Below are 18,782 nucleotides of genomic sequence, written 5' to 3'. Positions count from 1 at the left end.
ATGAAAGAGCACCTCACCACACTGGCTCTGTTTCTGGCGTTGGCGGTCATGGGTGGGCTGTTTGGTTATGACCGGGGCAAGGCCGATGGTCTCACCGCCTGCACCGCCCAGATCCAGCGCCTAGAGGCCCAGCAGCGCCACATCTGGCAAAGCCAAATCCAAGGAGGAGGCCCCCATGCAACCCATTGAGTTAACCCCAGAGATCATGGCCGATCTGGCCGCCTGTGCCCTGCCCGACACGGTGCAGGAGATGATCCGGGTCATGGGGCTGGAGGCCGCCCTAACCCTGATCAACAAAGCCGGTGGCACCCGCTGGTCAATGCCCAAGCACCAGCCCCCGCAAAAGCTGCTGGAGCGCACCCCGGCAGAGATCCACAGGCAAATCCTGTTGCTGGCCCAGCACCATGCCGGGGAGAGGCTCGCCATCCCCCGCATGGATCGCGCCCTGCGCTGTATAAGGGATCAAGATCTGATCCGCCGCTACAGCGCCGGGGATAGCATCAATGATCTGGCCCGGCTCTATGGCATCACCTACCGCACGGTAGAGAAGGCCCTACAGAACCCCACCCCCCTGCCGGAGGATCAGCCAGGGGGTGGGGCGCAGGGGACGCTGTTTTAGGGGGGGCTGCTGCACAAGCCATAAACACCGTTAACGCATAAGGCCCGAAACGTTTGAATAGTTTGGAGAATACGATGGACAAGACAATGGACAAGACAATGGACAAGACAATGGACAAGACAATAACAGGCCAGCAGCCAACCGCAATCGAGCCAGTGGTGTTGTTTGAAGATGGCAAGCCCATGACCACTTCCCGTGATGTAGCAGAGAAGTTTGGCAAGCATCATAAAAATGTTCTGGCGACCATTGATGCACTGGAAGTCCCTGAAAAATTTAGAGAGCTTAATTTTAAGCCATGTGACTACACCATTCCAGGGCAGAATTGCTCTGCACACCATTGACGACACGCAAGCACCGGAAAACTTTAGAAAGCGCAAATTTGCGCCGCAACCTCTAGGAGATGGACATGAAAGATCACACACAAGCCCCTATTACTGTCACGTTCCAAGATGTCGAAATAAGCATTTTGTTCGTGGATAACAAGCCTTACATTCCTCTGCGCACTATCGTTGAATCACTTGGGTTGAACTGGGCAACACAAACAAGAAAGATTAACTCAAATACAAAACGTTGGAGCCCAACCGTTGTCATCTCAACAACAGTTGCCAAGGATGATAAGCGGCGGGAGGTGCTGTGCCTGCCCAAAGAAAAGGTATTCGGTTTTCTCTGTACAATCTCACCAAGCAAAATCAAGCGGCAACATCGTGCCAAGCTTATTGCATTTCAAAATGAATGTGACAGGGTCTTGTCTGAAGCGCTTTCAGGTCAGCACCGTGCGGCCCCCCAAGAAGATCTCATCATGCTTGACCGTTTACAGCAGGAACTGCTGTTGGCCCGGCCAAAGTGGGTTCAGATGAAACGCTACAGTGCCATGGGGCTGGAGACCTGTGAGATTGCCAAGCTGTTGGATATGGGCCGCTCCACGGTACGGGAACACCGTCGCCGCATGCTGGCCTGTGGCATTGAGTTTTGTAGCTCAACTACCGTTGCTATGACCAAGTAATCTGTTTCAAGGGGTTTTGGCTCTTAGTACACCCGGCTTTACCACGGTAGACAGGACATCCCCGCTAACGAGATCCAGATGACAACCGTAGCCATAGGGGGCTTGCATCACATGATTATCGCTACGTACAAAGCGACCTTTAAGCTCTCCACCGACCAACTTGAAAATCATCTGCTGGGGGTCAATCACCCTGAACTGCGAAAAGCGTTGCAGAAGAGGCTCTTTCAGCCATCGAAAATTCTGATTGGTCTGCTTGCCAATTTCGGGCAAAAGGGCCTTAACGCATTTTTGGGCAGCGGCTGTGACAATGTAGCGCTTCTTCGTCTCATCTTTTGTCAGGTATTCAAGCAAGCTTTTACGATAGAGATCGTCTTTGTGTTTGGTAACCGCCTCTTGGGTGGTCAGGCCCAGGGCCTTAGCAAGCGCTTGATCTTCAGCCCCGCTAAAGCCAGCTTTCTTTGCCTGGGCCTGTTTGGATTCATAAGCCGATTGCAAAACTTTGTCGGCTTCAGAAAGTGGAACTTTGTCAAAGTTGGCGATAAGTTTTCCATGGCAGATCGCAGTGGCCTGCTTGATCAGCCGCCCCATCTGAAACAGGTAATCCATTCCCTGGCCATGCGCGCCAACCATCCACAGGCGCATCCACCAGCGCTGCTCCAAGGAGGCAATATTGGGCAAGCCTGAACCAGCCCCCAAAAACTCCGCTGGTTGGGAGAGAGGATAGTGCTGGTTTTTGGCTTTAAGAAAAGGTTTTTTATCTGCACAGACCAGCTCAAATTGCTCCACATCAAAAGGCCATGGATTCAATTGTGAGCTGTCAATCACGGTTGCTGCATGAGCAGACCAGCCAAGCAGCAAAAGCAGCGGAAGAAGCAATACAGATTTGAGTTTACGCATTTGAATAACTCCAATTGATCAAATAAGTAGGAAAAATAGTTTTAATTGTTCGAAACAGAAAATCAACATCCATTTAATCATTCGATCAGATATGGAAGCGCATCCTTAAAAGATGCAAGGTTATATAGGAGGGATTGGCAAACAGCGTTGACAAGCGGGGCATCATCGGTCTAGCGTAGAGGGGTGGGCGGCAAAATCCGTTCACCGGCTCCTCCAAGGCCGAACAGTATTCTCGTGATGCCCCGCCGCATCGCAAAAACCCATGATTTTTTGATGCGGTTTTTGCGTTCGTATGGTCGGGCACATGGCTTGGGCTATGCCCAGCCGCTTTCACGAGAGGCGGTTCTTGGAGGATGCTGTGTGTCCGACCACCTGAACTTCTCCAAGGGTAAAGGTGGTCGATGAATCATCTTTCTCGTGGAGAACATCATGCAAGACCTCATCACAGTTCCATTTCTGAATCACGACCTCTATATCATCGACCACCAGGGTGAACCTTGTGTACCACTGCGACCTATCGTGGAAGGCATGGGGTTGGCATGGGCTGGACAATACGACAAGCTAAAGCATAACGCAGGTCGTTGGCGCGTTATGCTGAGCATAACGCAGCTACCCGGAGACACGCAAAAACGGGAGGTTACCTGTATCCCTCTGCGCAAGCTCCCTGCCTACCTCTGGTCCATCAATCCCAAGAATGTAAAGAAAGAGCTGCGCAGCCGTCTGGTGGAGTATCAAAACCGGGTGGATGATCTGCTCTGGACGGCCTGGAACGGCACCCACACCACCACGGTGACCCCGCCGATCCACGCGGCTACCCTGGCGGCCTGCCAATCCGCCCTGCTGAAATCCAACCCTGTCTGGAGTCGCATCAAGGCCTATGTGGCCAAGGGTCTGAACAATGCCGAGATGGGTGCCATACTCAAGCTGGCCCCCAGCACCATCCGCAAGCACCGCCGCGAGATGGAGCGCTGCGGCCTGATCGAGCCTCCAGCAGATCTACTAATCTGGCAACAACGCAGCGCCCTAACCAATCTACGCCCAGGAGCAGGAGGCACCCCATGAACACCCCAGCCAATGACGATACTCGGGAAGAGCCTTCTGTGCACAGCTTTGTCAAAGGTAAACTAGCTGCCCTGCTGACGGAGTCCTTACAACCCAACGGCCAGACCCGGCAGGATCTGGGTTTAGTTTGTGGTATTGCCATCGGTACCGCACCAACCAACCCAGACGTACAAAGGGCGGTGCAACGTTTAATCGCCCCGCCCCAGACCTAACCCATTAAACACCCAAGGGGCCGTCAGGCCCCTTGGATTTGTTCTGTTACCCTTCTTCCTTGAAGACTTGAATCAGTTCAGGCTGATCACTAAAAATCTTAAAATGATAAAATTTTGAGGCGGGGTCGGCCTTGGGTACCAGTGTCGACAAATGTGGAAAGGCCTGGACGATAATCTCTTTCCCGTTTTCAGGATGATCAAGAAGAAATGGCAAGCCTTCAGATTCATTAATAGCTTTAAGAAGCATTTCCTCACTTTTGTCTAACGGAACCTCTACCCTAAGAACTCTTGTACCGGTATTTTTTGGCCTTCTTTTCCCTGGTCCAGTTTCGGTCACAAAGACCATAGCTTCATCATGGATAATGGTCTCGTGGGCTTGTGAAAGAAAAGCTTTCATTTGATTGCTAGGACTATAGGTTTTCATTGTAATCTTCTCGCTTATTCTAATGCCAGCATGCACAATTGCATGCTTACCCTTACATATGGGTTTAAAAAAAGAAATATCAACCCCCTCACAACCGAAGCCCTTCCTCTTATTTGTCTTGATCTCCCCACCTATCATAAGGCATGACACGCGACCAATCCTAACAGCTGGGAGGGGTAGTCATGTAATCGATTCGTTGCCATAGGTGGGGCTTCTGCCCCCACCGCCATCCCTGGAGGGGACCATGCCCGAGTATAACAAAGCTTTTCAAAAAGCCGTGAATCTAATCCTGGCCCATGAGGGCGGCTATGTAAACGATCCCGACGATCCCGGTGGTGAGACCAAGTTTGGCATCTCCAAACGCGCCTACCCCAACGTCGATATCGCCGCCCTGACCCGTGAGGATGCGGTGGCCCTCTACCACCGCGACTACTGGCAGCCCATCCATGGGGATGATCTGCCGCCCCTGCTGGCCATGGCGGTCTTTGATGCTGCGGTGAATCAGGGGGTGAGCCGCGCCGCCAAGCTGCTACAAAAATCCCTGCGCGTAACCGCCGATGGCAAAATCGGCCCCCAGACCCTGGCCGCCACCAAAAACCACCCCCCTTTGGACCTATTGGCCGACTACATGAGCCGCCGGGCCAAGCACTACCACAAGCTGGCCTGTAAAAACCCCAGCCAAGCCAAGTATATCCGTGGCTGGCTCAAGCGCCTGTTTATCACCCAGGGCCACATCCTCACCCAGGATGTATAAGGAGCCGGTTCCATGGAATGGATTGCAGAGTATATCGGCCTGATCCTAACCATCGTGGGCAGCGTCCTGTCGGTTTTACTGGGCTGGATCATCTGGTCTCTGAAGACCGGCTTTGTCAGCAAGCCCGCCTATAACGCGGCGCTCAGGGAGCAGCGGGAGGACCGTGACGAAGCCCTTAAAGAGCTGCGGGAGGGGTTTGATACGGCTCTTAAAGAGCACGCCGACAAGGTGGATGAAGACTTTGAAAAGCAGGGGGTACGCCTGGGTAAGGTTGAACAGGCTGTGGCGGCGGTACCCACTCGGGCAGATCTGGATAAGCTGCATGATGAGATGAAGGATCAAGGCAAAAGCATCGCCGCCGTTATCAAAGGGCAGGAGCAGCAGTCGGAACTCATCACCCAGCTGCTGAAGGTACATATCCACAACACCCAAGCCGGAGCCTGCCCCAATGGATCTTAACACCATCGAAGCCGCTGAACGCCACCTGTTTATCCTGCGAGCATTGGCCGACCAGAACGACTACCGCGCCAGCGAAACCGTCTTGCAACAGGGGCTGGCCATGATCGGCCAGGACCTGCCCCAGGATGAGTTGCGGGAGTCTTTTGTCTGGCTTGCGCAACAGGGGTTGGTGGCCCATGCGGACCTGGCCGGTCTGTGGGTGCTCACCGCCACCCAGATGGGGGTGGATACCGCCGCCGGTCGCAAACGTGTGGAGGGTGTGGCCCGCCCCAAACCGGGGATTTAACCATGGCCCCAAAATCCAAAGTAGAGCGCCTGCCCCAAGCCCTGCGGGATCGCATCAACCAGATGATCCAGGAGGGTGGCCACACCACCCAAGAGATCCTGGATTATCTGGGCAGGATGCCGGAATCCGCCCAGGCCGATCTGCCCAGCCCCAGCGGCATGGCCCGTTATCGACAAAGCGCCGAGCGAGCCTTGGCCCGCATGCAGCGCGTCAGTCATGCGGCAAACGAGATTATGAAAAAAGCCGCCAAGGATCCCAAAGGGGACACCGCCGCCCTGGTTAACTCCAGCGTGCAGAATCTTTTACTCATGCAGGCCAACAGCCTGGGGGATTTTGTTGATCAGCAGGTGGAGAAAGCCGAGGATGGCAAGGTCGCCCACAATCCAGATGTCACCAAGGAGGCGCTGCAACTGGCCAAAGCCTCCAAGGATGTCGCCAGCAGCCAAAAGCTAACCGCAGATCGGGTTCTAAAGATCGAACAGGCCGCCGAAGAGCGGGCCAAACGCGAAGCCGCCGAGGCGGTGGAGGATGCTGCCGTCGCCGAAGGTCTGAGCACCCAGACCGTGGATGCCATCAAACGCAAAATCCTGGGTATGGGCTAATGTTCCCGGATGCTTTACCCATGCAGGCCAACGCCCCGGATGTGCTGCTCTATTACCAGCAGCACGTCAACAAGGTGGTGTTGAAATCCACCGTCGTCATCGTTGAAAAATCCCGACGTATTGGTATCACTTGGGGTATCGCCGCCCTGGCCACCCTGACCGCTGCTGCGGCTAAGGTAGCCAATGGTCAAAACGTCTACTACATCGGCTATGAAAAGGAGATGACGCGGGAGTTTATCGACACCTGCGCCATGTGGGCCAAGGCCTGGGACCATGCCGTCTCGGAGATCCAGGAAGAGGAGGTGTTGGATAAGGATACCAACGGCAATGCCCAGAAGATCCAGGCCTTTCGCATCACCTTTGCCAGCGGTTTTTCCATCCTTGCATTAAGCTCCAGCCCCCGAAATCTACGGGGTCGTCAGGGTCTGGTGATCATTGACGAAGCGGCCTTCCATGATGACTTGGCCGAACTGATGAAAGCCGCCCTGGCCCTGCTTATGTGGGGTGGTCGGGTGGTAGTGGTCTCCACCCATAATGGTGAAAACAACCCTTTCAATGGGTTGGTCAATGACTGCCGGTCGGGCCGCAAGCCCTACGCACTCATCCGCATCACCCTGGAGGATGCAGTTGAACAGGGGCTCTACAAGCGGATCTGTCTGGTTAAGGGGATTGAGTGGACCCAGGAAGGTGAAAACCGCTGGGTTGAAAATCTCTATGATGAGTATGGCGATGATGCGAATGAAGAGCTAAAGGTCATCCCCAAGTCTGGCAGCGGGCGCTGGCTTAACCGCATGCTGGTAGAGGGCAACGCCAAAATCCGCCCCATCAAACGCTGGCAACCCCCAGAGGGCATGGCCGACTGGGATGAAGGCCGGGCAGCACGGGAAACCAAGGATTGGATTGAATCCTACCTGACCCCCACCCTGCGTGTGCTCAATCGCGAGCACCGTCATGCCGTAGGGGTGGACGTTGGTCGGGTCTCAGACCTTACCATCATCTGGGTGGAGGAGCGCACCAGGGTACTGAAAACCGATGCCCGTATGGTCATCGAACTCTCCAAGGCACCCTTTAGTGTGCAACGCCAGATCATTAAACATATCGCCAACCATCTGCCCCAGTTTAGCGGTCTTGGTATTGATGGTCGCGGGCTCGGCATGCAGATAGCGGAGGAGCTAACCACCGCCTATGGGCAGACCCTGGTACACACGGTGCAGGCCACACGGGAGTGGTACCGCAACCATATGCCTCCGGTAAAGGCAGATCTGGAAGACCGCACCACCGTACTGCCCAGGGACGTTTCTATTATAGATGACTTCCTCAGTATCGTGCTGGTGGACAACATCCCCACCATCCCCAAAACCAAGACCAAAGATGCCAACAGCGGCGGCACCCGTCACGGTGATGCGGTGGTATCCAAGGCCCTGTGCCGCTACGCCTGGGCTCAAGAACTCCCCACCACCGATATGGGTCAGGCCAAGCCAGTCAACACCGCCCAGGGCTGGGGGGATGATAAGGCGTGGGACGATGATGAAGAGAGAGATTGGGTAACCCTATGAGCAACATCACCGGCACCCTGCATGGCTACAAACCACCCAAGCTGGACAGCCCCCAAACCGCCCGTGTGGCACCGGAGGTCAGTAGCTGGGAGGAGACCATCCCCAGCAACCTAACCCCCCACCATCTGGCCAGCCTGCTTAAGGCTGCCGAGGGTGGCGATCTGGTGGCCCAGGCCAATCTTTGGGACGCCATGGAGGATCGTTGGCCACACCTGCAATCTGAGATAGAAAAACGAGAGGGCATGATTAGTTCGGCGGAGTGGGTGCTTGTACCCCCTGCCGATGCCAGCGATGCCGAACGGCAGGCCGCCACCACCACCGAGGCGCAGATCCGCGCCCTGGATGATCAGGAGGATCTGCCCCTGGGTATGATGTCCGCCGTGGGTCGTGGCTTTGCCCCCATGGAGATCGTCTGGGGATTGGATGCCAAGGGCTACCACCGCCCCACCCGCATTACCCGCCGTGCCCAGCAGCTGTTTCAAGTCCACGCACACGGGGTAGAGCAGTCCCTCAGGCTGCGCCATAAAGATAAGAGCGAAGGGGTAGCGCTGCGCCAACTTAACTGGATCATCCACCGCCACAGCAGCAAACCCAGGGGTTTGACGCGGGGTGGCCTCTACCGCCCCTTGGCCCTCTTTTTTGTGCTGGCCCATATGACCCTGCGGGATCTCTCCGAATTCCTGGAGATCTACGGCATCCCGGTCAAGCTGGGAGTCCATCCTGGCAACGCCAGCAAAGAGCAGGTGGCGGCACTGCTGCGGGCCATCCGTGCCATTGGCCGTATGGCGGCGGGCACCATCCCCAGCACTATGGATGTCAGGTTTGAGGAGGCCGCCAAGGGTAGCGCCGACCCCTTCACCGCCATGTGGGAGCTGTGCAACAAGGAGGCCTCCAAGCTGATCCTGGGCGGCACCCTGACCAGTCAGGCCGATGGTAAATCCAGCACCAACGCCTTGGGGCAGGTACACAACGAGGTGCGTCATGATCTGGCCCTGCGGGATGGCCGTCAGATCGGCAGCACCCTCACCGCCCAGCTGGTGCGCCCCATGGTGGCCCTTAACTTTGGCATCGCCCCAGAGCGTGCCCCCAGGTGGGTCTGGAAGTGGCCCAAAAAGATCGATGTGGGCAAGGTGGCCACCGGTCTGACTCAGGCGTCCAAGCTGGCACCGGTACCTCTGGCGCACTTCTACGGGGCAACGGGCATCCCAGAACCCAAGGATGGCGAACCGGTGATCTATCTACCACCCCAGACAGGGGGCCAGCAGACAAACAGCAAACAAACAGAGAAACAAACACAAACAACCCTGGCCGCTGAACAGGGTTGCGACTGCTGCACCACCACCGCCCTAACCGCTGGCGATCCTGCCCCAGAGGAGGATTGGGAGGCAGATCTGGAGACCGCCCTGGAGGGGGACTGGCAGGCGGTCAACCGCGAGCTGGTGGGCACTCCCCTGGCCGCTATGGAGGGAGCAGGATCCTTTGAGCAGGCCACCGCCGCCCTGGATGCCTTGATGCAGAGCATGCCAGCAGATCAGCAGACCCAGTGGCTGGCCACCGCCACCCTGACCGCCCGTGGCCTGGGTGAGGATGACGAAGATCACGGCGACGAAGATGCCCAAGACTAAAAAGAACACCACCCCCAAACCGGGCTATCAATTCCCCGGCCCGCCGCCCAGCGAGGCCATAGATTACCTCTCCGGCAAAGGCATCACCCCCAGCTGGCACTGGACCGACACCTGGCGGGAGGAGCACGCCGCCATGTTTACCGTCGCCAAGGCCACCAACATTACCGTGTTGCAGACCATCCGCCGCGATCTGGAGAAGGCCCTGGCCGACGGGGTGCCCTTTGAAAAATGGCAGCGCCAACTACGACCCAAGCTACAAAAAGCGGGCTGGTGGGGCTTTGAAAAGCAGACCGATCCCAAAACCGGCGAGACCAAACAGGTGGAGCTGGGCAGCCCACGCCGTCTAAAAACCATCTACCACAGCAACATGCGCACCGCCCGTGCGGCGGGGCGTTGGCAGCAGGTGCAGCGCAACAAGGCCACCCGTCCTTACCTGATGTATCAGCTGGGACCTTCGCAAACGCACCGGGACGAACATCAGGGCTGGGAGGGGCTGGTGCTGCATGTGGATGATCCCTGGTGGGGTGCCCACTATCCCCCCAACGGCTGGGGCTGTAAGTGCTGGGTACGTAGCATCAGCAAGGCCAGAGCCAAACGTGACGGCATCACCCCCGCCACCGCCCCAGAGATTGAGACCCGTGAATGGACCAACCGCCGCACCGGTGAGGTGATCGAGGTCCCCAAAGGCATCAGCCCAGGGTGGGATAGCAATCCTGGAGCTGTAGAGCGTCGGGGTTATGCCGCCCGTATCCTGGCCGACAAGATGGTGGAGATGCCTGCGGATCAGGCCCAGCCCTGGTTGCAGGCCAACTGGGATCACACGGGTGAAGATCTGACTAAAGAGTATCAGGCATGGTCAGATCGGGTCATTCAGGCGGGTCGTCGTCAGGGCCAGCGCCGGGTGGTGGGGGTGTTGTCGCCAGTGGCCATGCAGGCCATGGCCAAGACAGGCATTGATCCCGCCAGCGCCGCGATTATCCAGCGGGATGAAGATCTCTTGCACATGGTGCGGGATGCCAAGAAAAAGAGCGGCAAGGCGGTATCACCGGAGTTGTTGGCCAAACTGCCGGAGATGCTGGCCAACCCCCGCGCAGTGGTACGAGAGCGTAGCGCCAGCCCCGATGCCCTTCTTTATATATACGACGTGCCCGGCGATAAGGATGCCAAGCTGGTGGTGCTCATTAACTACCGGGCCAAAACCCGCCAGGGTGGCAAGATGGTCAGGCAGACCGTCAACGTGGTGCGTACTGCCACCATGATGGACACAGAGATTCTGCGAGACAAAAACCAGTACCAGTTAATTGAGGGTGGTATTTAACAGGAGGTGATCATGGTAGCCGGTCGGCTTACGGTTGGTGTGGCGTGTGGATATGAAGATTGCCGCGAACAGCGTAAATGCAGAGAGATCTATACGGAGGAGATGCTCCGCCCTGATGGTAGCTGTCCTCATTACAAGTCTGCGGATCTGTCAAAGAGGAAAGGTAAAGGAGAGAAGGCAGCGCGCTGACAAGAAGAGACGATGGTCGGGCTGGTGGGGCGTCACATCCCACATCGCGGTCCTCACCTTCTAAGGAGGGGGTACCATTGCCGACGGCCCGACGTCTTCCCGTCGCTCAGCCCGACCTAATCTCTTAATGATGATACTAACAAACACCCCGCCATCTGACCAGCAAAAGACCCAACCGGGATTTGGCCCTTTTAAAGCCGTTTCACCCCCTTACCATGCTACCCCATTGGTTCGTTCCCAAAACGCGCCATTAAACGGGCATTAAACACCTTCCTGGCCCGATCCTGCTTTCACCTCCCCTCTGTATCTGCACGCCGTCACGATTTTGCACGCTGCCCACCCCGAAAACACGACCGAAGCCCTTCAACTTATTTCCCTGGATCTGGAGCGGTAACCTGATCACGTCGTCGGGAGGACTCCCGACACAGTGTCTAGGTTGTATCTCTCTCACCCGGCTCCCATGGGTATCCATGGGGGTTGGGGTTTTTTTGGGGTGTGGAATTTATGTCTGGTATGACCGTTCACCATGCGCTGCTCAGCCGTATTGAGGACAGCACAGATGATAAATGGATCCACATCCTCCCTGCGGGCCGGTTTCGCGCCAGCCATGGCGACCCCCGCCCCAAGAAGCCTAAAGAGGGGTGGCTGCTGGAGGCGGAACACGCCGCCGAGCTGATCGCTCAGTTTGAGGCCCTTAATCGTGACCTGGTTATCGATTACGAGCACCAGACCTATAAGGGCAGTGCGGCCCCCGCAGCGGGCTGGATCACCAAACTCGAATGGCGGGAAGGCAGCGGCTTGTGGGGGCAGGTTAAGTGGACCGAACGGGCGCGTGCCCTGATCAAGGCCGATGAGTACCGCTACCTAAGCCCCGTGTTTATTGCCCATGAAACAACCGGCGTTGTGGAGAGGTTGTTCAATGCCGGGCTTACCAATAATCCGGCCCTGGATCGCCTGGAGCCAGTAGCCGCAGAACAACAAACCGAAGAGGTTGAATCTATGGATAAGTTACTGGCGTCGCTGGGGCTGAAGCCCGGCACGACGGAAGAAGAGGCCCTAGCCCATGTGGGTCAGGCCAAACTGGCCGCCTGTGCGGCGCTGGGTCTGAATGCCGAAACGGCCACCCTCACCGATGCCACGGCCAAGATGGTGGCACTCTCCACCCAAGCGACCAACCCCGACCCCACCAAATATGTGGCCCTGTCGGTAATGCAGTCGGCCCAGCAAGAACTGCAAGGCCAAGTCGCCGCCCTGACCCAGGAGCTAGGGGATCTTAAAACGGCAGACAGCAAAGCCAAGGTTGTCCAGCTGGTGGCCGAGGGCCAGAAGGCGGGCAAGCTGACCAAGGCCCAGGAGACCTGGGCCTTAGAGCTGGGGGGCAGCAATCTGACGGCGCTGGAATCCTATCTAAAGACCACCCCCGCCAACCCCGCCCTGGGCGGCCAGCAACAGACCGGCAGCGACGGCGTGCCCAGCGATGCCGATAGCAGCAGCGTTGCACTGACAGCCGTGCACAAGGATGCCGCCAAACAGCTGGGGCTCTCTGAAGAGGCCTATGCAAAAAACCTTAACGTCAAAGGTGACCAGTAATGGCTTTGTTTACAGATCGCACCACCCCCGAGCATGGGGGGCAGAGTTTTGGGTATCCCGTGGCAGCAGGTGCCGTGATCTACCAGGGGGCCTTGGTGGCGCTTAACGCCTCTGGGTTTGTGGTACCCGGCAGCACCGCCACTGGGTTGCAGGCCATTGGCAAAGCCTTGGCACGGGTGGACAACAGTACCGGGGCCGATGGTGATCTGCTGATCACCTTTAAACGTGGCGTCTACAGCTGGGACAACCACGGCACCGACACCATTACCCGCGCCCATGTGGGGGGCAGCGCCTACATCGTGGATGACCACACCGTGGCGGCCACCGATGGCACCGGTACCCGATCCGTGGCGGGCACCATTATGGATATTACCGACAACGGCGTCTTTGTAGAGACCCGCTAACGCATTAGGACTGGAGCCGTGCAATGCTTGTGAATGGACAGACGATTGAGGCGCTAGAGGTCGGGTTTAAAACCCACTACATCAACGGTGGTAAAACCCATAAATCGTGGTGGCAAAAGGTCGCCATGGAGGTGCCATCCACCGGAGCCAAGGAGACCTACGGCTGGCTGAAGCTGATCCCAGGTTTTCGGGAGTGGATTGGCGATAAGGTTATCCACGCCCTCTCCGCCCACGACTTTGACATCATCAACAAAGCGTTTGAAATGACCGTTGGTGTCCAGCGCACCGATATTGAGGATGACAAGCTTGGCAAATACAAGATCATCTTTGAGGAGCTGGGCCGTGCCGCCGAGGCCCACCCGGATGAGCTGATGGCTGAATTGGTCAGCATGCTCTGGTCCACCCTCTGTTATGACGGTCAGCCCATGATTGATACCGACCATCCGGTGGTGGATGCCATGGATCCTGACACCGGCGATAAAGTGCAGACCTGGAGCAACAATCAGGGCGGTAGTGGTAAGCCCTGGCTGCTGCTGGATACCAGCCGCGCCATCAAGCCGCTGATTCGTCAGCCCCGCAAAGCGTACAACATGGTGCGCATGACCGATGAGGGCGGCAAAACCAACGAAAACACCTTTATGCGCGGCGAGTATCTCTATGGCTCCGAAGGGCGCGGCAATGTAGGGGTTGGGGTTTGGCAGATGATCTACGGCTCCAAACAGACGCTGAATGCGGCCAACTATGAGGATGCCAAGCGCCGCATGAAGTTAACCCCCCGTGATGGTGGCAAGACGCTCAAGATCAAACCGACCCTGCTGGTCACCGGCCCCTCCAATGAGGCCGCTGCCAAGGCACTCTTTAAAACCGACAAGCTTACGGGCGGTGCCAGCAATCCCAACTTTAATGACGTTGAGATGCTCATCGTCGATGAGATGGGCTAAGGGGGTGGTTATGTCTCATCAGCAGATCCGCATTAGCTGTACCGTGGCCAAGGGCTTTTGGCGGGGTGGCCACCACCACCCCAACGGCACCCAAACCTATCCTGCAACGCGCTTTACCAAGGGGCAGCTGGCGGCCATCCAGGCGGAACCCCGCCTGATGGTGCAGATCCTGGAGGACAAAGAACCCGACCTCCTAGGCGAAGCGGTCCAGGATCTTACTCAGGTCACCCAGGCCGCCGCCGTTGTGGAGCAGGTGACGGCAGAGCTGGAGGCCATGGTGGCCGCCATCAGCGAACTGGAGGAGGCCGAATACAACAAGGATGGCACCCCCAGCATCAAGGCGTTGGAGCGGGCCATTGGCAAGGATATCACCGCCGAACAGCGGGATGCCGCCTGGGATCTCTACCAACAGCGCCAGCAGGGCACCACCGGGGACGCTGAATAATGGCCACCCACACCTACTGCACGATGGATGATCTAACAGCGACCTACGACGTAACCCTGGTTAAGCAGTTGGTGGGCGTCGATGACCTGGGCGAGTTGAACGAAGCCCGCATCATGTCGGTGGCCCGTCAGGTTACCGCCATGATGGACCGTCGTCTGTCGGCGGTCATGATCACCCCCATCACCGATCCCGACGACGATCTGGTGGCCATCGCCGTGGATCTGACCCTCTACCGGCTGGGTAGTAACGGTGCGGTGATCCCAGACTGGCTGAAGGAGCGTCATGATCTGGCCCAGGAGGCATTAAAGATCATGGCCACGCCGGTGGATCTGGATGGGGATGGTGAGGTTGATGCGGTGGGCGATACCGTTGCCCCCACCATGGCCACCACCAACCCAAGCCCCCGGTGGTAGAACATGAGTGTCGGCCTGCAATTTGATCTGCGTGAAATTGAGACCGCCGCCCGTGCGGTTGGGCGCATGGGTGGTCTACAGGTCAATGAATTGCTGGACAACATCGGCATGGAGATCACCGCCCTCACCGTAGAGCACATCACCCAGACCAAGGCCGATAGCCACGGTAACCCCTGGCCCAAGTGGTCAGAGATCTATGCAGCCTTGCCGCCCAAGAAACGGGGTAAGAAGCTGCTGGAGAAAGAGGGCAGCCTGCAGGACTCCATCACCCACCGGGTGGATGGGGATGAGTCGGTGCAGGTGGGCAGTAATCTGGCTTACGCGGCCATCCACCAGTTTGGTGGCGCGGAAGTGGGCAAGCCGGGCCTGCCCGCCAGACCTTATCTCTATATAGCCAGCAGCGAGCGTTCCCTGCTGGAGGATCTGGTTATGGAACACCTTGAGAGGTTGGCACCATGAGTCTACTGGCGCTACGTAACGCATGGATCACTCAGTTGGCCACCATCGATGGGCTGGCCAAGGTTGATGATCAGGTAGCCTGCAAGGCCATCAGCGGATTACTCACCCCGGAGCTGATCCAATCCATGTTGGTACAGACCCCCGGCATCTTTGTGCGGGCGGTGCAGGTGACGGGTACCCGTCATGAGTATAGCGCCGAGATGATGGCCTTTGTGGTGGGTCGCTGGACACAGCAAGACTTGGCGGGCTCCGCCACCCTGGCCATTGCCCAGGCTGCCCATCGCATGGTGGCCGGGGTGGTGCCAGATCCGGCCATTCAGACGCCGGATGCGCTGACGCTTTCAGAAGTACCGGATAAGGATCTGCTACCCCAGGGCACGATGTTATGGCTGCTGCACTGGCGTCAGCGACTGGAGATTGTCGATCCCGACGCCCAGGAGCTGGGATTAATCAGCAGCATTACCACCCACATTGATGGCCCCACCCACGCCAGTGCTGAAGATCATCAGGCCTGGTCTCAGGGCGAGCCCGGCAGTGAGTCTGCCGATGTGGTGGATAAAACATCCTTTAACGAGGCGTAATAATGCCACGTCTTGATCTACTTATTTACCACGGCATTGCTGTCGTTGTCATCTGGTTGGTGGTGCTGGTTGCAAGCATGCCGACATACTTCCGCCAGCGCAATCTGCTGCGCCGTCAACAGGAGCGAAACCGTGAACAGATCCGCCACCCCTTGCGCCACCGCGCACATCAAACCAGCCCGCCCCAATCTGTTGGTGGCGCTACCCGACGGGCCGGGCCACCTGCCCGCCGACGGGTTAACCGTGAAGAGTCCTCTGACGACCTACTGGCGCAAGCGCATCAAGGATGGGGATGTGATCACAACGTCTCCAGCAGCCCTGCCAGCTCCGACAGCGGCGGAGGATCCAGCATCACCAGTTCAGGCAGCGGAAGCGGCTACAGCGGTGGAAGCTCCAGCAGCTCCGGCTCCTCCTCGCCGTCGAGCTGCGACTAAACCCAAACCCAAGGAGTCTTAATTCATGAGCGGTTTAGATCTTGTCACCCTTAATAGTCTGCCCGGCAGCACCCGTGTGCCCGGTCTCTATGTTGAGGTTACATCCCGTGGTTATCAGGGCAGTGCCCAGCTGGAGCGACGGGTATTGCTCTGTGGCCACCGCCTGACCACCGGCACCCAGGCCGCTGAAACCCCGGTCATGGTAACCCGTGCTGAGCAGGCCAAAGCCTATTTTGGCATTGGCTCTCAGCTGGCCAACATGGTGGCGGCAACTCTGGCGGCACAACCGGGGTGTGAGGTCTGGGCCATTGCCCTGGATGATGCCGTGGGCAGCGCCGCTGCTACGGGCACCATCACCCTGACCGGCAGCGCCACCAGCAACGGCACCCTGCATCTCTATGTTGATGGTTTGCCCCTGCGGGTTGGGGTGCGCACGGGGGATGATACCACCACCATGGCCAGCGCCATTGTGGCGGCTTGCGCAGCTCAGCCCGATTTGGGCATCACCGCCACCAGTGCCCTGGGAGTGGTAACCCTGGAAGCCAAATGGGCGGGCAGCACCGGTAATGATATCCCCATCATGCACAACCACCACATGGGTCAAGACGAAACCGCCCCGGCGGGTGTGACAGTGGCCATTACTGATATGAGCGGCGGTGCCACCGATCCCGATACGGGGGATGTTGTGGCATCCATGGGCAATCAGCTCTACAGCACCTGGATTAGTGGCTGGTCAGACAGCGCCAACTGGGCGCAGGTAGAGGCAGAGCTAGCCGACCGTTGGGGTGCCGTTAAACGTAATGAGGGGGTGGGCTTTGCGGGCCTCGCCGACACCCACGCCGGTCTGGTTACCGCTGGGTCGGGGCGTAACAACCCCTATACCAGCCTGATTGGGGCCAAAGGCTCCCCAACCCCGCCCTGGATCTGGGCCGCTGTGACCGGCGCTACCCTGGAGGGGTGGAGCGCCAACGACCCAGGCCGCCCCGTAGAGGGGCTGGATCTACCCGGTGTGGTAGCCCCCAAGCTAACCGACCGCTGGCAGTTTGAGGAGGCCAATATCCTGCTGCACAACGGCATCAGCACCTATCGGGTAGCGCGGGATGGCACGGTGGTGCTGGAGCGGGTGATCACCACCTACAGCGAGACCAGCCAGGGGGTGCCCGATGATTCCTGGTTGGACATCAATCGCCCCTATCAGCTGATGGTGATCCTGGCGGAGGTACGTAACTGGTGGACCAAGTTCCAGGGTTACAAGATTGCCGATGACGGCCAATCCATGAGCGGTCCCAACATCACCACGCCGCTGGCCATTCGGGCCGATCTGCTGGCGCTTTGTAGTCGTATGGAGGCCGCCGGTCTGGTCACAGATCTGGAGGGTTGGCGGGATGAGGTGTTGGTGGCGCGGTCGGTCAGCGATCCCACGGCGGTGCATGTCGTGTTGCCACCCAAGATGGTCTCGCCGCTGTACCAGATGCATATGTCTATTGAGTTCTTTATCTAAGGGGGCGGTGAGATGGCCAACAAGAAACAAGTGTGGAAGATGGTGGAGGTCTATCTGGACGGCACCTACTTTGGCGAGTTCGACGACGTCAAAGTCACCCTGGGTGGTCCCAAGGCCAACATCATGGAGGGCACCAACGGCAACTATAATGTTAGCAAGAGCCCCGGCAAGTTGGAGTTTTCAGTGCCGGTGGACGGCAATCTGGACGTGGAAGATCTGCGCGATGTCCGTGAGATCAGCGCGGTTGCCCACAGCGACAATGGTCACAAGTACACCAATGCCTCCCTGGTGCGCACCTCAGATCTGGAGTTGTCGGAGAAGATGACCCTCACCTTTGAGGGCGCAGCCTGGGAAAAGGCCGCTTAACCGTTTAACAGCCCCTCTCAAACAGCACCCCATTAAACACCCTGAAGGATATGACGCATGTCGAAGAAAGATGCACAGCCCGAGGATGAGCTTGCCGCCCTGGAAGAGAAGGCCGAGCTGGTTGATGAAGAGTCGGTGGTAGAGCTGGAAGAGGAAGATCTCTCCGACGACGGCACCGAGGTGCTGGAGCTGAGTGATGACGACCTTGCCGACACCGATTCCAAAGAGGAACAGCGGCAGGAGCTGGCCGCCCAGGTTGACGATCTGTGGGAGGAGCTGAAGCAGGAGATCTCCCCAGCAGATCTGCTGGCCGCGCTGCAAGGTATGGATCAGGATCGTCCCGAGAACATGGTCTGGCCCTGGACCTATCCGCTGAGCAAGCCGGTGGTGATTGATACCGGCAAGGGTAAACGCAAGGTTAGCAAGATCACCTTTGTAGAACCAACCGGTGCCCACATGCTGGCCCTGGACAAGGCACCGGGCAAGCAGATCGGTGGCACTTTTGCCATGATGGCGGCCATGTCCAAGCTTCCGGTATCCCTGTTCCGAAAGCTATCTGCTAAGGATGTGGTGGCCATCAGCCGAAAGCTGGCCCCTTTTACTGGTGGGGGCTAGAGGCCCCCATACAGCCTCCGGACGACC

At 57.8% G+C, this 18,782-nt stretch carries 26 protein-coding genes; 24 read left to right on the top strand and 2 right to left on the bottom strand.

What is annotated here, in order from left to right; all coding sequences use genetic code 11:
* The 4 genes from V5T57_RS14545 (at window position 1) to V5T57_RS14530 (ending at window position 1,622) form a co-directional block, all read left to right on the top strand.
* Window positions 1–189: a hypothetical protein gene (locus V5T57_RS14545; protein WP_332891964.1), complete on the top strand. Its 189-nt coding sequence runs from the start codon at window positions 1–3 to the stop codon at window positions 187–189.
* The gene (locus tag V5T57_RS14540; RefSeq protein WP_332891963.1) at window positions 176–619 is read left to right on the top strand and encodes a Mor transcription activator family protein; all 444 of its coding nucleotides are present in this window, start codon (window positions 176–178) and stop codon (window positions 617–619) included. Before V5T57_RS14545 ends, V5T57_RS14540 begins: the two co-directional genes overlap by 14 nt.
* Window positions 620–693: 74 nt before the next feature.
* Complete coding sequence (locus tag V5T57_RS14535; RefSeq protein ID WP_332891962.1) at window positions 694–960, top strand: Rha family transcriptional regulator; 267 nt, start codon at window positions 694–696, stop codon at window positions 958–960.
* A gap of 65 nt (window positions 961–1,025) precedes the next feature.
* Window positions 1,026–1,622, top strand: coding sequence for a phage antirepressor N-terminal domain-containing protein (locus V5T57_RS14530; RefSeq protein ID WP_332891961.1), 597 nt, complete (start codon window positions 1,026–1,028; stop codon window positions 1,620–1,622).
* 6 nt (window positions 1,623–1,628) lie between these two features.
* Here V5T57_RS14530 and V5T57_RS14525 read toward each other — a convergent pair whose 3' ends face one another.
* Entirely contained in the window at window positions 1,629–2,519 is an 891-nt protein-coding gene (locus tag V5T57_RS14525; protein WP_332891960.1) for a hypothetical protein, read from the bottom strand.
* 429 nt (window positions 2,520–2,948) lie between these two features.
* Here V5T57_RS14525 and V5T57_RS14520 point away from each other — a divergent pair, with 429 nt between their 5' ends.
* Together V5T57_RS14520 and V5T57_RS14515 are read left to right on the top strand one after the other, a co-directional pair.
* Complete coding sequence (locus tag V5T57_RS14520) at window positions 2,949–3,581, top strand: phage antirepressor N-terminal domain-containing protein (protein WP_332891959.1); 633 nt, start codon at window positions 2,949–2,951, stop codon at window positions 3,579–3,581.
* Window positions 3,578–3,793, top strand: coding sequence for a hypothetical protein (locus tag V5T57_RS14515; protein WP_332891958.1), 216 nt, complete (start codon window positions 3,578–3,580; stop codon window positions 3,791–3,793). Before V5T57_RS14520 ends, V5T57_RS14515 begins: the two co-directional genes overlap by 4 nt.
* Before the next feature lie 46 nt (window positions 3,794–3,839).
* Here V5T57_RS14515 and V5T57_RS14510 read toward each other — a convergent pair whose 3' ends face one another.
* Window positions 3,840–4,217 (bottom strand): hypothetical protein, encoded by a 378-nt coding sequence (locus tag V5T57_RS14510; RefSeq protein WP_332891957.1) that lies wholly within the window; start codon window positions 4,215–4,217, stop codon window positions 3,840–3,842.
* Window positions 4,218–4,461: 244 nt separating this feature from the next.
* Here V5T57_RS14510 and V5T57_RS14505 point away from each other — a divergent pair, with 244 nt between their 5' ends.
* From V5T57_RS14505 to V5T57_RS14420, 18 genes are all read left to right on the top strand, one after another.
* A complete protein-coding gene (locus V5T57_RS14505; protein ID WP_332891956.1) occupies window positions 4,462–4,971 on the top strand; it encodes a glycoside hydrolase family 108 protein in 510 nt (169 codons plus the stop codon).
* A gap of 12 nt (window positions 4,972–4,983) precedes the next feature.
* The gene (locus tag V5T57_RS14500; protein ID WP_332891955.1) at window positions 4,984–5,430 is read left to right on the top strand and encodes a hypothetical protein; all 447 of its coding nucleotides are present in this window, start codon (window positions 4,984–4,986) and stop codon (window positions 5,428–5,430) included.
* On the top strand, window positions 5,420–5,716 hold the full coding sequence (locus V5T57_RS14495; protein ID WP_332891954.1) for a VpaChn25_0724 family phage protein: 297 nt from the start codon (window positions 5,420–5,422) through the stop codon (window positions 5,714–5,716). Before V5T57_RS14500 ends, V5T57_RS14495 begins: the two co-directional genes overlap by 11 nt.
* Before the next feature lie 2 nt (window positions 5,717–5,718).
* Window positions 5,719–6,318, top strand: coding sequence for a phage protein Gp27 family protein (locus V5T57_RS14490; RefSeq protein ID WP_332891953.1), 600 nt, complete (start codon window positions 5,719–5,721; stop codon window positions 6,316–6,318).
* Complete coding sequence (locus V5T57_RS14485) at window positions 6,318–7,874, top strand: terminase large subunit domain-containing protein (RefSeq protein ID WP_332891952.1); 1,557 nt, start codon at window positions 6,318–6,320, stop codon at window positions 7,872–7,874. Before V5T57_RS14490 ends, V5T57_RS14485 begins: the two co-directional genes overlap by 1 nt.
* The gene (locus V5T57_RS14480) at window positions 7,871–9,499 is read left to right on the top strand and encodes a phage portal protein family protein (RefSeq protein ID WP_332891951.1); all 1,629 of its coding nucleotides are present in this window, start codon (window positions 7,871–7,873) and stop codon (window positions 9,497–9,499) included. The genes V5T57_RS14485 and V5T57_RS14480 overlap by 4 nt, the downstream gene beginning before the upstream one ends.
* Window positions 9,486–10,817, top strand: a complete 1,332-nt coding sequence (locus V5T57_RS14475; protein ID WP_332891950.1) for a phage minor head protein — start codon at window positions 9,486–9,488, stop codon at window positions 10,815–10,817. Before V5T57_RS14480 ends, V5T57_RS14475 begins: the two co-directional genes overlap by 14 nt.
* 693 nt (window positions 10,818–11,510) lie before the next feature.
* Complete coding sequence (locus tag V5T57_RS14470) at window positions 11,511–12,596, top strand: phage protease (RefSeq protein WP_332891949.1); 1,086 nt, start codon at window positions 11,511–11,513, stop codon at window positions 12,594–12,596.
* Window positions 12,596–13,000 (top strand): hypothetical protein, encoded by a 405-nt coding sequence (locus V5T57_RS14465; RefSeq protein ID WP_332891948.1) that lies wholly within the window; start codon window positions 12,596–12,598, stop codon window positions 12,998–13,000. Before V5T57_RS14470 ends, V5T57_RS14465 begins: the two co-directional genes overlap by 1 nt.
* Window positions 13,001–13,023: 23 nt before the next feature.
* Window positions 13,024–13,941: a Mu-like prophage major head subunit gpT family protein gene (locus V5T57_RS14460; RefSeq protein ID WP_332891947.1), complete on the top strand. Its 918-nt coding sequence runs from the start codon at window positions 13,024–13,026 to the stop codon at window positions 13,939–13,941.
* Between the two features lie 10 nt (window positions 13,942–13,951).
* Entirely contained in the window at window positions 13,952–14,386 is a 435-nt protein-coding gene (locus V5T57_RS14455; protein WP_332891946.1) for an HI1506-related protein, read from the top strand.
* Window positions 14,386–14,799, top strand: coding sequence for a phage protein Gp36 family protein (locus V5T57_RS14450; protein WP_332891945.1), 414 nt, complete (start codon window positions 14,386–14,388; stop codon window positions 14,797–14,799). Before V5T57_RS14455 ends, V5T57_RS14450 begins: the two co-directional genes overlap by 1 nt.
* 3 nt (window positions 14,800–14,802) lie before the next feature.
* Window positions 14,803–15,258, top strand: coding sequence for a phage virion morphogenesis protein (locus tag V5T57_RS14445; protein ID WP_332891944.1), 456 nt, complete (start codon window positions 14,803–14,805; stop codon window positions 15,256–15,258).
* Window positions 15,255–15,839 (top strand): hypothetical protein, encoded by a 585-nt coding sequence (locus V5T57_RS14440; RefSeq protein ID WP_332891943.1) that lies wholly within the window; start codon window positions 15,255–15,257, stop codon window positions 15,837–15,839. The genes V5T57_RS14445 and V5T57_RS14440 overlap by 4 nt, the downstream gene beginning before the upstream one ends.
* 132 nt (window positions 15,840–15,971) lie before the next feature.
* On the top strand, window positions 15,972–16,295 hold the full coding sequence (locus V5T57_RS14435) for a DUF2635 domain-containing protein (RefSeq protein WP_442918221.1): 324 nt from the start codon (window positions 15,972–15,974) through the stop codon (window positions 16,293–16,295).
* A gap of 3 nt (window positions 16,296–16,298) precedes the next feature.
* The gene (locus V5T57_RS14430) at window positions 16,299–17,774 is read left to right on the top strand and encodes a phage tail sheath subtilisin-like domain-containing protein (protein WP_332891941.1); all 1,476 of its coding nucleotides are present in this window, start codon (window positions 16,299–16,301) and stop codon (window positions 17,772–17,774) included.
* Window positions 17,775–17,786: 12 nt separating this feature from the next.
* Window positions 17,787–18,140, top strand: a complete 354-nt coding sequence (locus V5T57_RS14425) for a phage tail tube protein (protein ID WP_332891940.1) — start codon at window positions 17,787–17,789, stop codon at window positions 18,138–18,140.
* 57 nt (window positions 18,141–18,197) lie between these two features.
* Window positions 18,198–18,755, top strand: coding sequence for a hypothetical protein (locus V5T57_RS14420; RefSeq protein ID WP_332891939.1), 558 nt, complete (start codon window positions 18,198–18,200; stop codon window positions 18,753–18,755).
* The last annotated feature ends 27 nt before the right edge of the window (window positions 18,756–18,782 follow it).

The sequence above is a fragment of the Magnetococcus sp. PR-3 genome (genome assembly GCF_036689865.1).
GTDB lineage: Bacteria > Pseudomonadota > Magnetococcia > Magnetococcales > Magnetococcaceae > Magnetococcus.
Note: the sequence above shows the minus strand (reverse complement) of the source record. Positions and strands in the feature narration are given on the sequence as shown.

Coding starts and splice junctions, on each gene's coding strand:
- V5T57_RS14545 (WP_332891964.1), top strand. CDS start 1: ATGAAAGAGCACCTCACCACACTGGCTCTGTTTCTGGCGTTGGCGGTC.
- V5T57_RS14540 (WP_332891963.1), top strand. CDS start 176: ATGCAACCCATTGAGTTAACCCCAGAGATCATGGCCGATCTGGCCGCC.
- V5T57_RS14535 (WP_332891962.1), top strand. CDS start 694: ATGGACAAGACAATGGACAAGACAATGGACAAGACAATGGACAAGACA.
- V5T57_RS14530 (WP_332891961.1), top strand. CDS start 1,026: ATGAAAGATCACACACAAGCCCCTATTACTGTCACGTTCCAAGATGTC.
- V5T57_RS14525 (WP_332891960.1), bottom strand. CDS start 2,519: ATGCGTAAACTCAAATCTGTATTGCTTCTTCCGCTGCTTTTGCTGCTT.
- V5T57_RS14520 (WP_332891959.1), top strand. CDS start 2,949: ATGCAAGACCTCATCACAGTTCCATTTCTGAATCACGACCTCTATATC.
- V5T57_RS14515 (WP_332891958.1), top strand. CDS start 3,578: ATGAACACCCCAGCCAATGACGATACTCGGGAAGAGCCTTCTGTGCAC.
- V5T57_RS14510 (WP_332891957.1), bottom strand. CDS start 4,217: ATGAAAACCTATAGTCCTAGCAATCAAATGAAAGCTTTTCTTTCACAA.
- V5T57_RS14505 (WP_332891956.1), top strand. CDS start 4,462: ATGCCCGAGTATAACAAAGCTTTTCAAAAAGCCGTGAATCTAATCCTG.
- V5T57_RS14500 (WP_332891955.1), top strand. CDS start 4,984: ATGGAATGGATTGCAGAGTATATCGGCCTGATCCTAACCATCGTGGGC.
- V5T57_RS14495 (WP_332891954.1), top strand. CDS start 5,420: ATGGATCTTAACACCATCGAAGCCGCTGAACGCCACCTGTTTATCCTG.
- V5T57_RS14490 (WP_332891953.1), top strand. CDS start 5,719: ATGGCCCCAAAATCCAAAGTAGAGCGCCTGCCCCAAGCCCTGCGGGAT.
- V5T57_RS14485 (WP_332891952.1), top strand. CDS start 6,318: ATGTTCCCGGATGCTTTACCCATGCAGGCCAACGCCCCGGATGTGCTG.
- V5T57_RS14480 (WP_332891951.1), top strand. CDS start 7,871: ATGAGCAACATCACCGGCACCCTGCATGGCTACAAACCACCCAAGCTG.
- V5T57_RS14475 (WP_332891950.1), top strand. CDS start 9,486: ATGCCCAAGACTAAAAAGAACACCACCCCCAAACCGGGCTATCAATTC.
- V5T57_RS14470 (WP_332891949.1), top strand. CDS start 11,511: ATGTCTGGTATGACCGTTCACCATGCGCTGCTCAGCCGTATTGAGGAC.
- V5T57_RS14465 (WP_332891948.1), top strand. CDS start 12,596: ATGGCTTTGTTTACAGATCGCACCACCCCCGAGCATGGGGGGCAGAGT.
- V5T57_RS14460 (WP_332891947.1), top strand. CDS start 13,024: ATGCTTGTGAATGGACAGACGATTGAGGCGCTAGAGGTCGGGTTTAAA.
- V5T57_RS14455 (WP_332891946.1), top strand. CDS start 13,952: ATGTCTCATCAGCAGATCCGCATTAGCTGTACCGTGGCCAAGGGCTTT.
- V5T57_RS14450 (WP_332891945.1), top strand. CDS start 14,386: ATGGCCACCCACACCTACTGCACGATGGATGATCTAACAGCGACCTAC.
- V5T57_RS14445 (WP_332891944.1), top strand. CDS start 14,803: ATGAGTGTCGGCCTGCAATTTGATCTGCGTGAAATTGAGACCGCCGCC.
- V5T57_RS14440 (WP_332891943.1), top strand. CDS start 15,255: ATGAGTCTACTGGCGCTACGTAACGCATGGATCACTCAGTTGGCCACC.
- V5T57_RS14430 (WP_332891941.1), top strand. CDS start 16,299: ATGAGCGGTTTAGATCTTGTCACCCTTAATAGTCTGCCCGGCAGCACC.
- V5T57_RS14425 (WP_332891940.1), top strand. CDS start 17,787: ATGGCCAACAAGAAACAAGTGTGGAAGATGGTGGAGGTCTATCTGGAC.
- V5T57_RS14420 (WP_332891939.1), top strand. CDS start 18,198: ATGTCGAAGAAAGATGCACAGCCCGAGGATGAGCTTGCCGCCCTGGAA.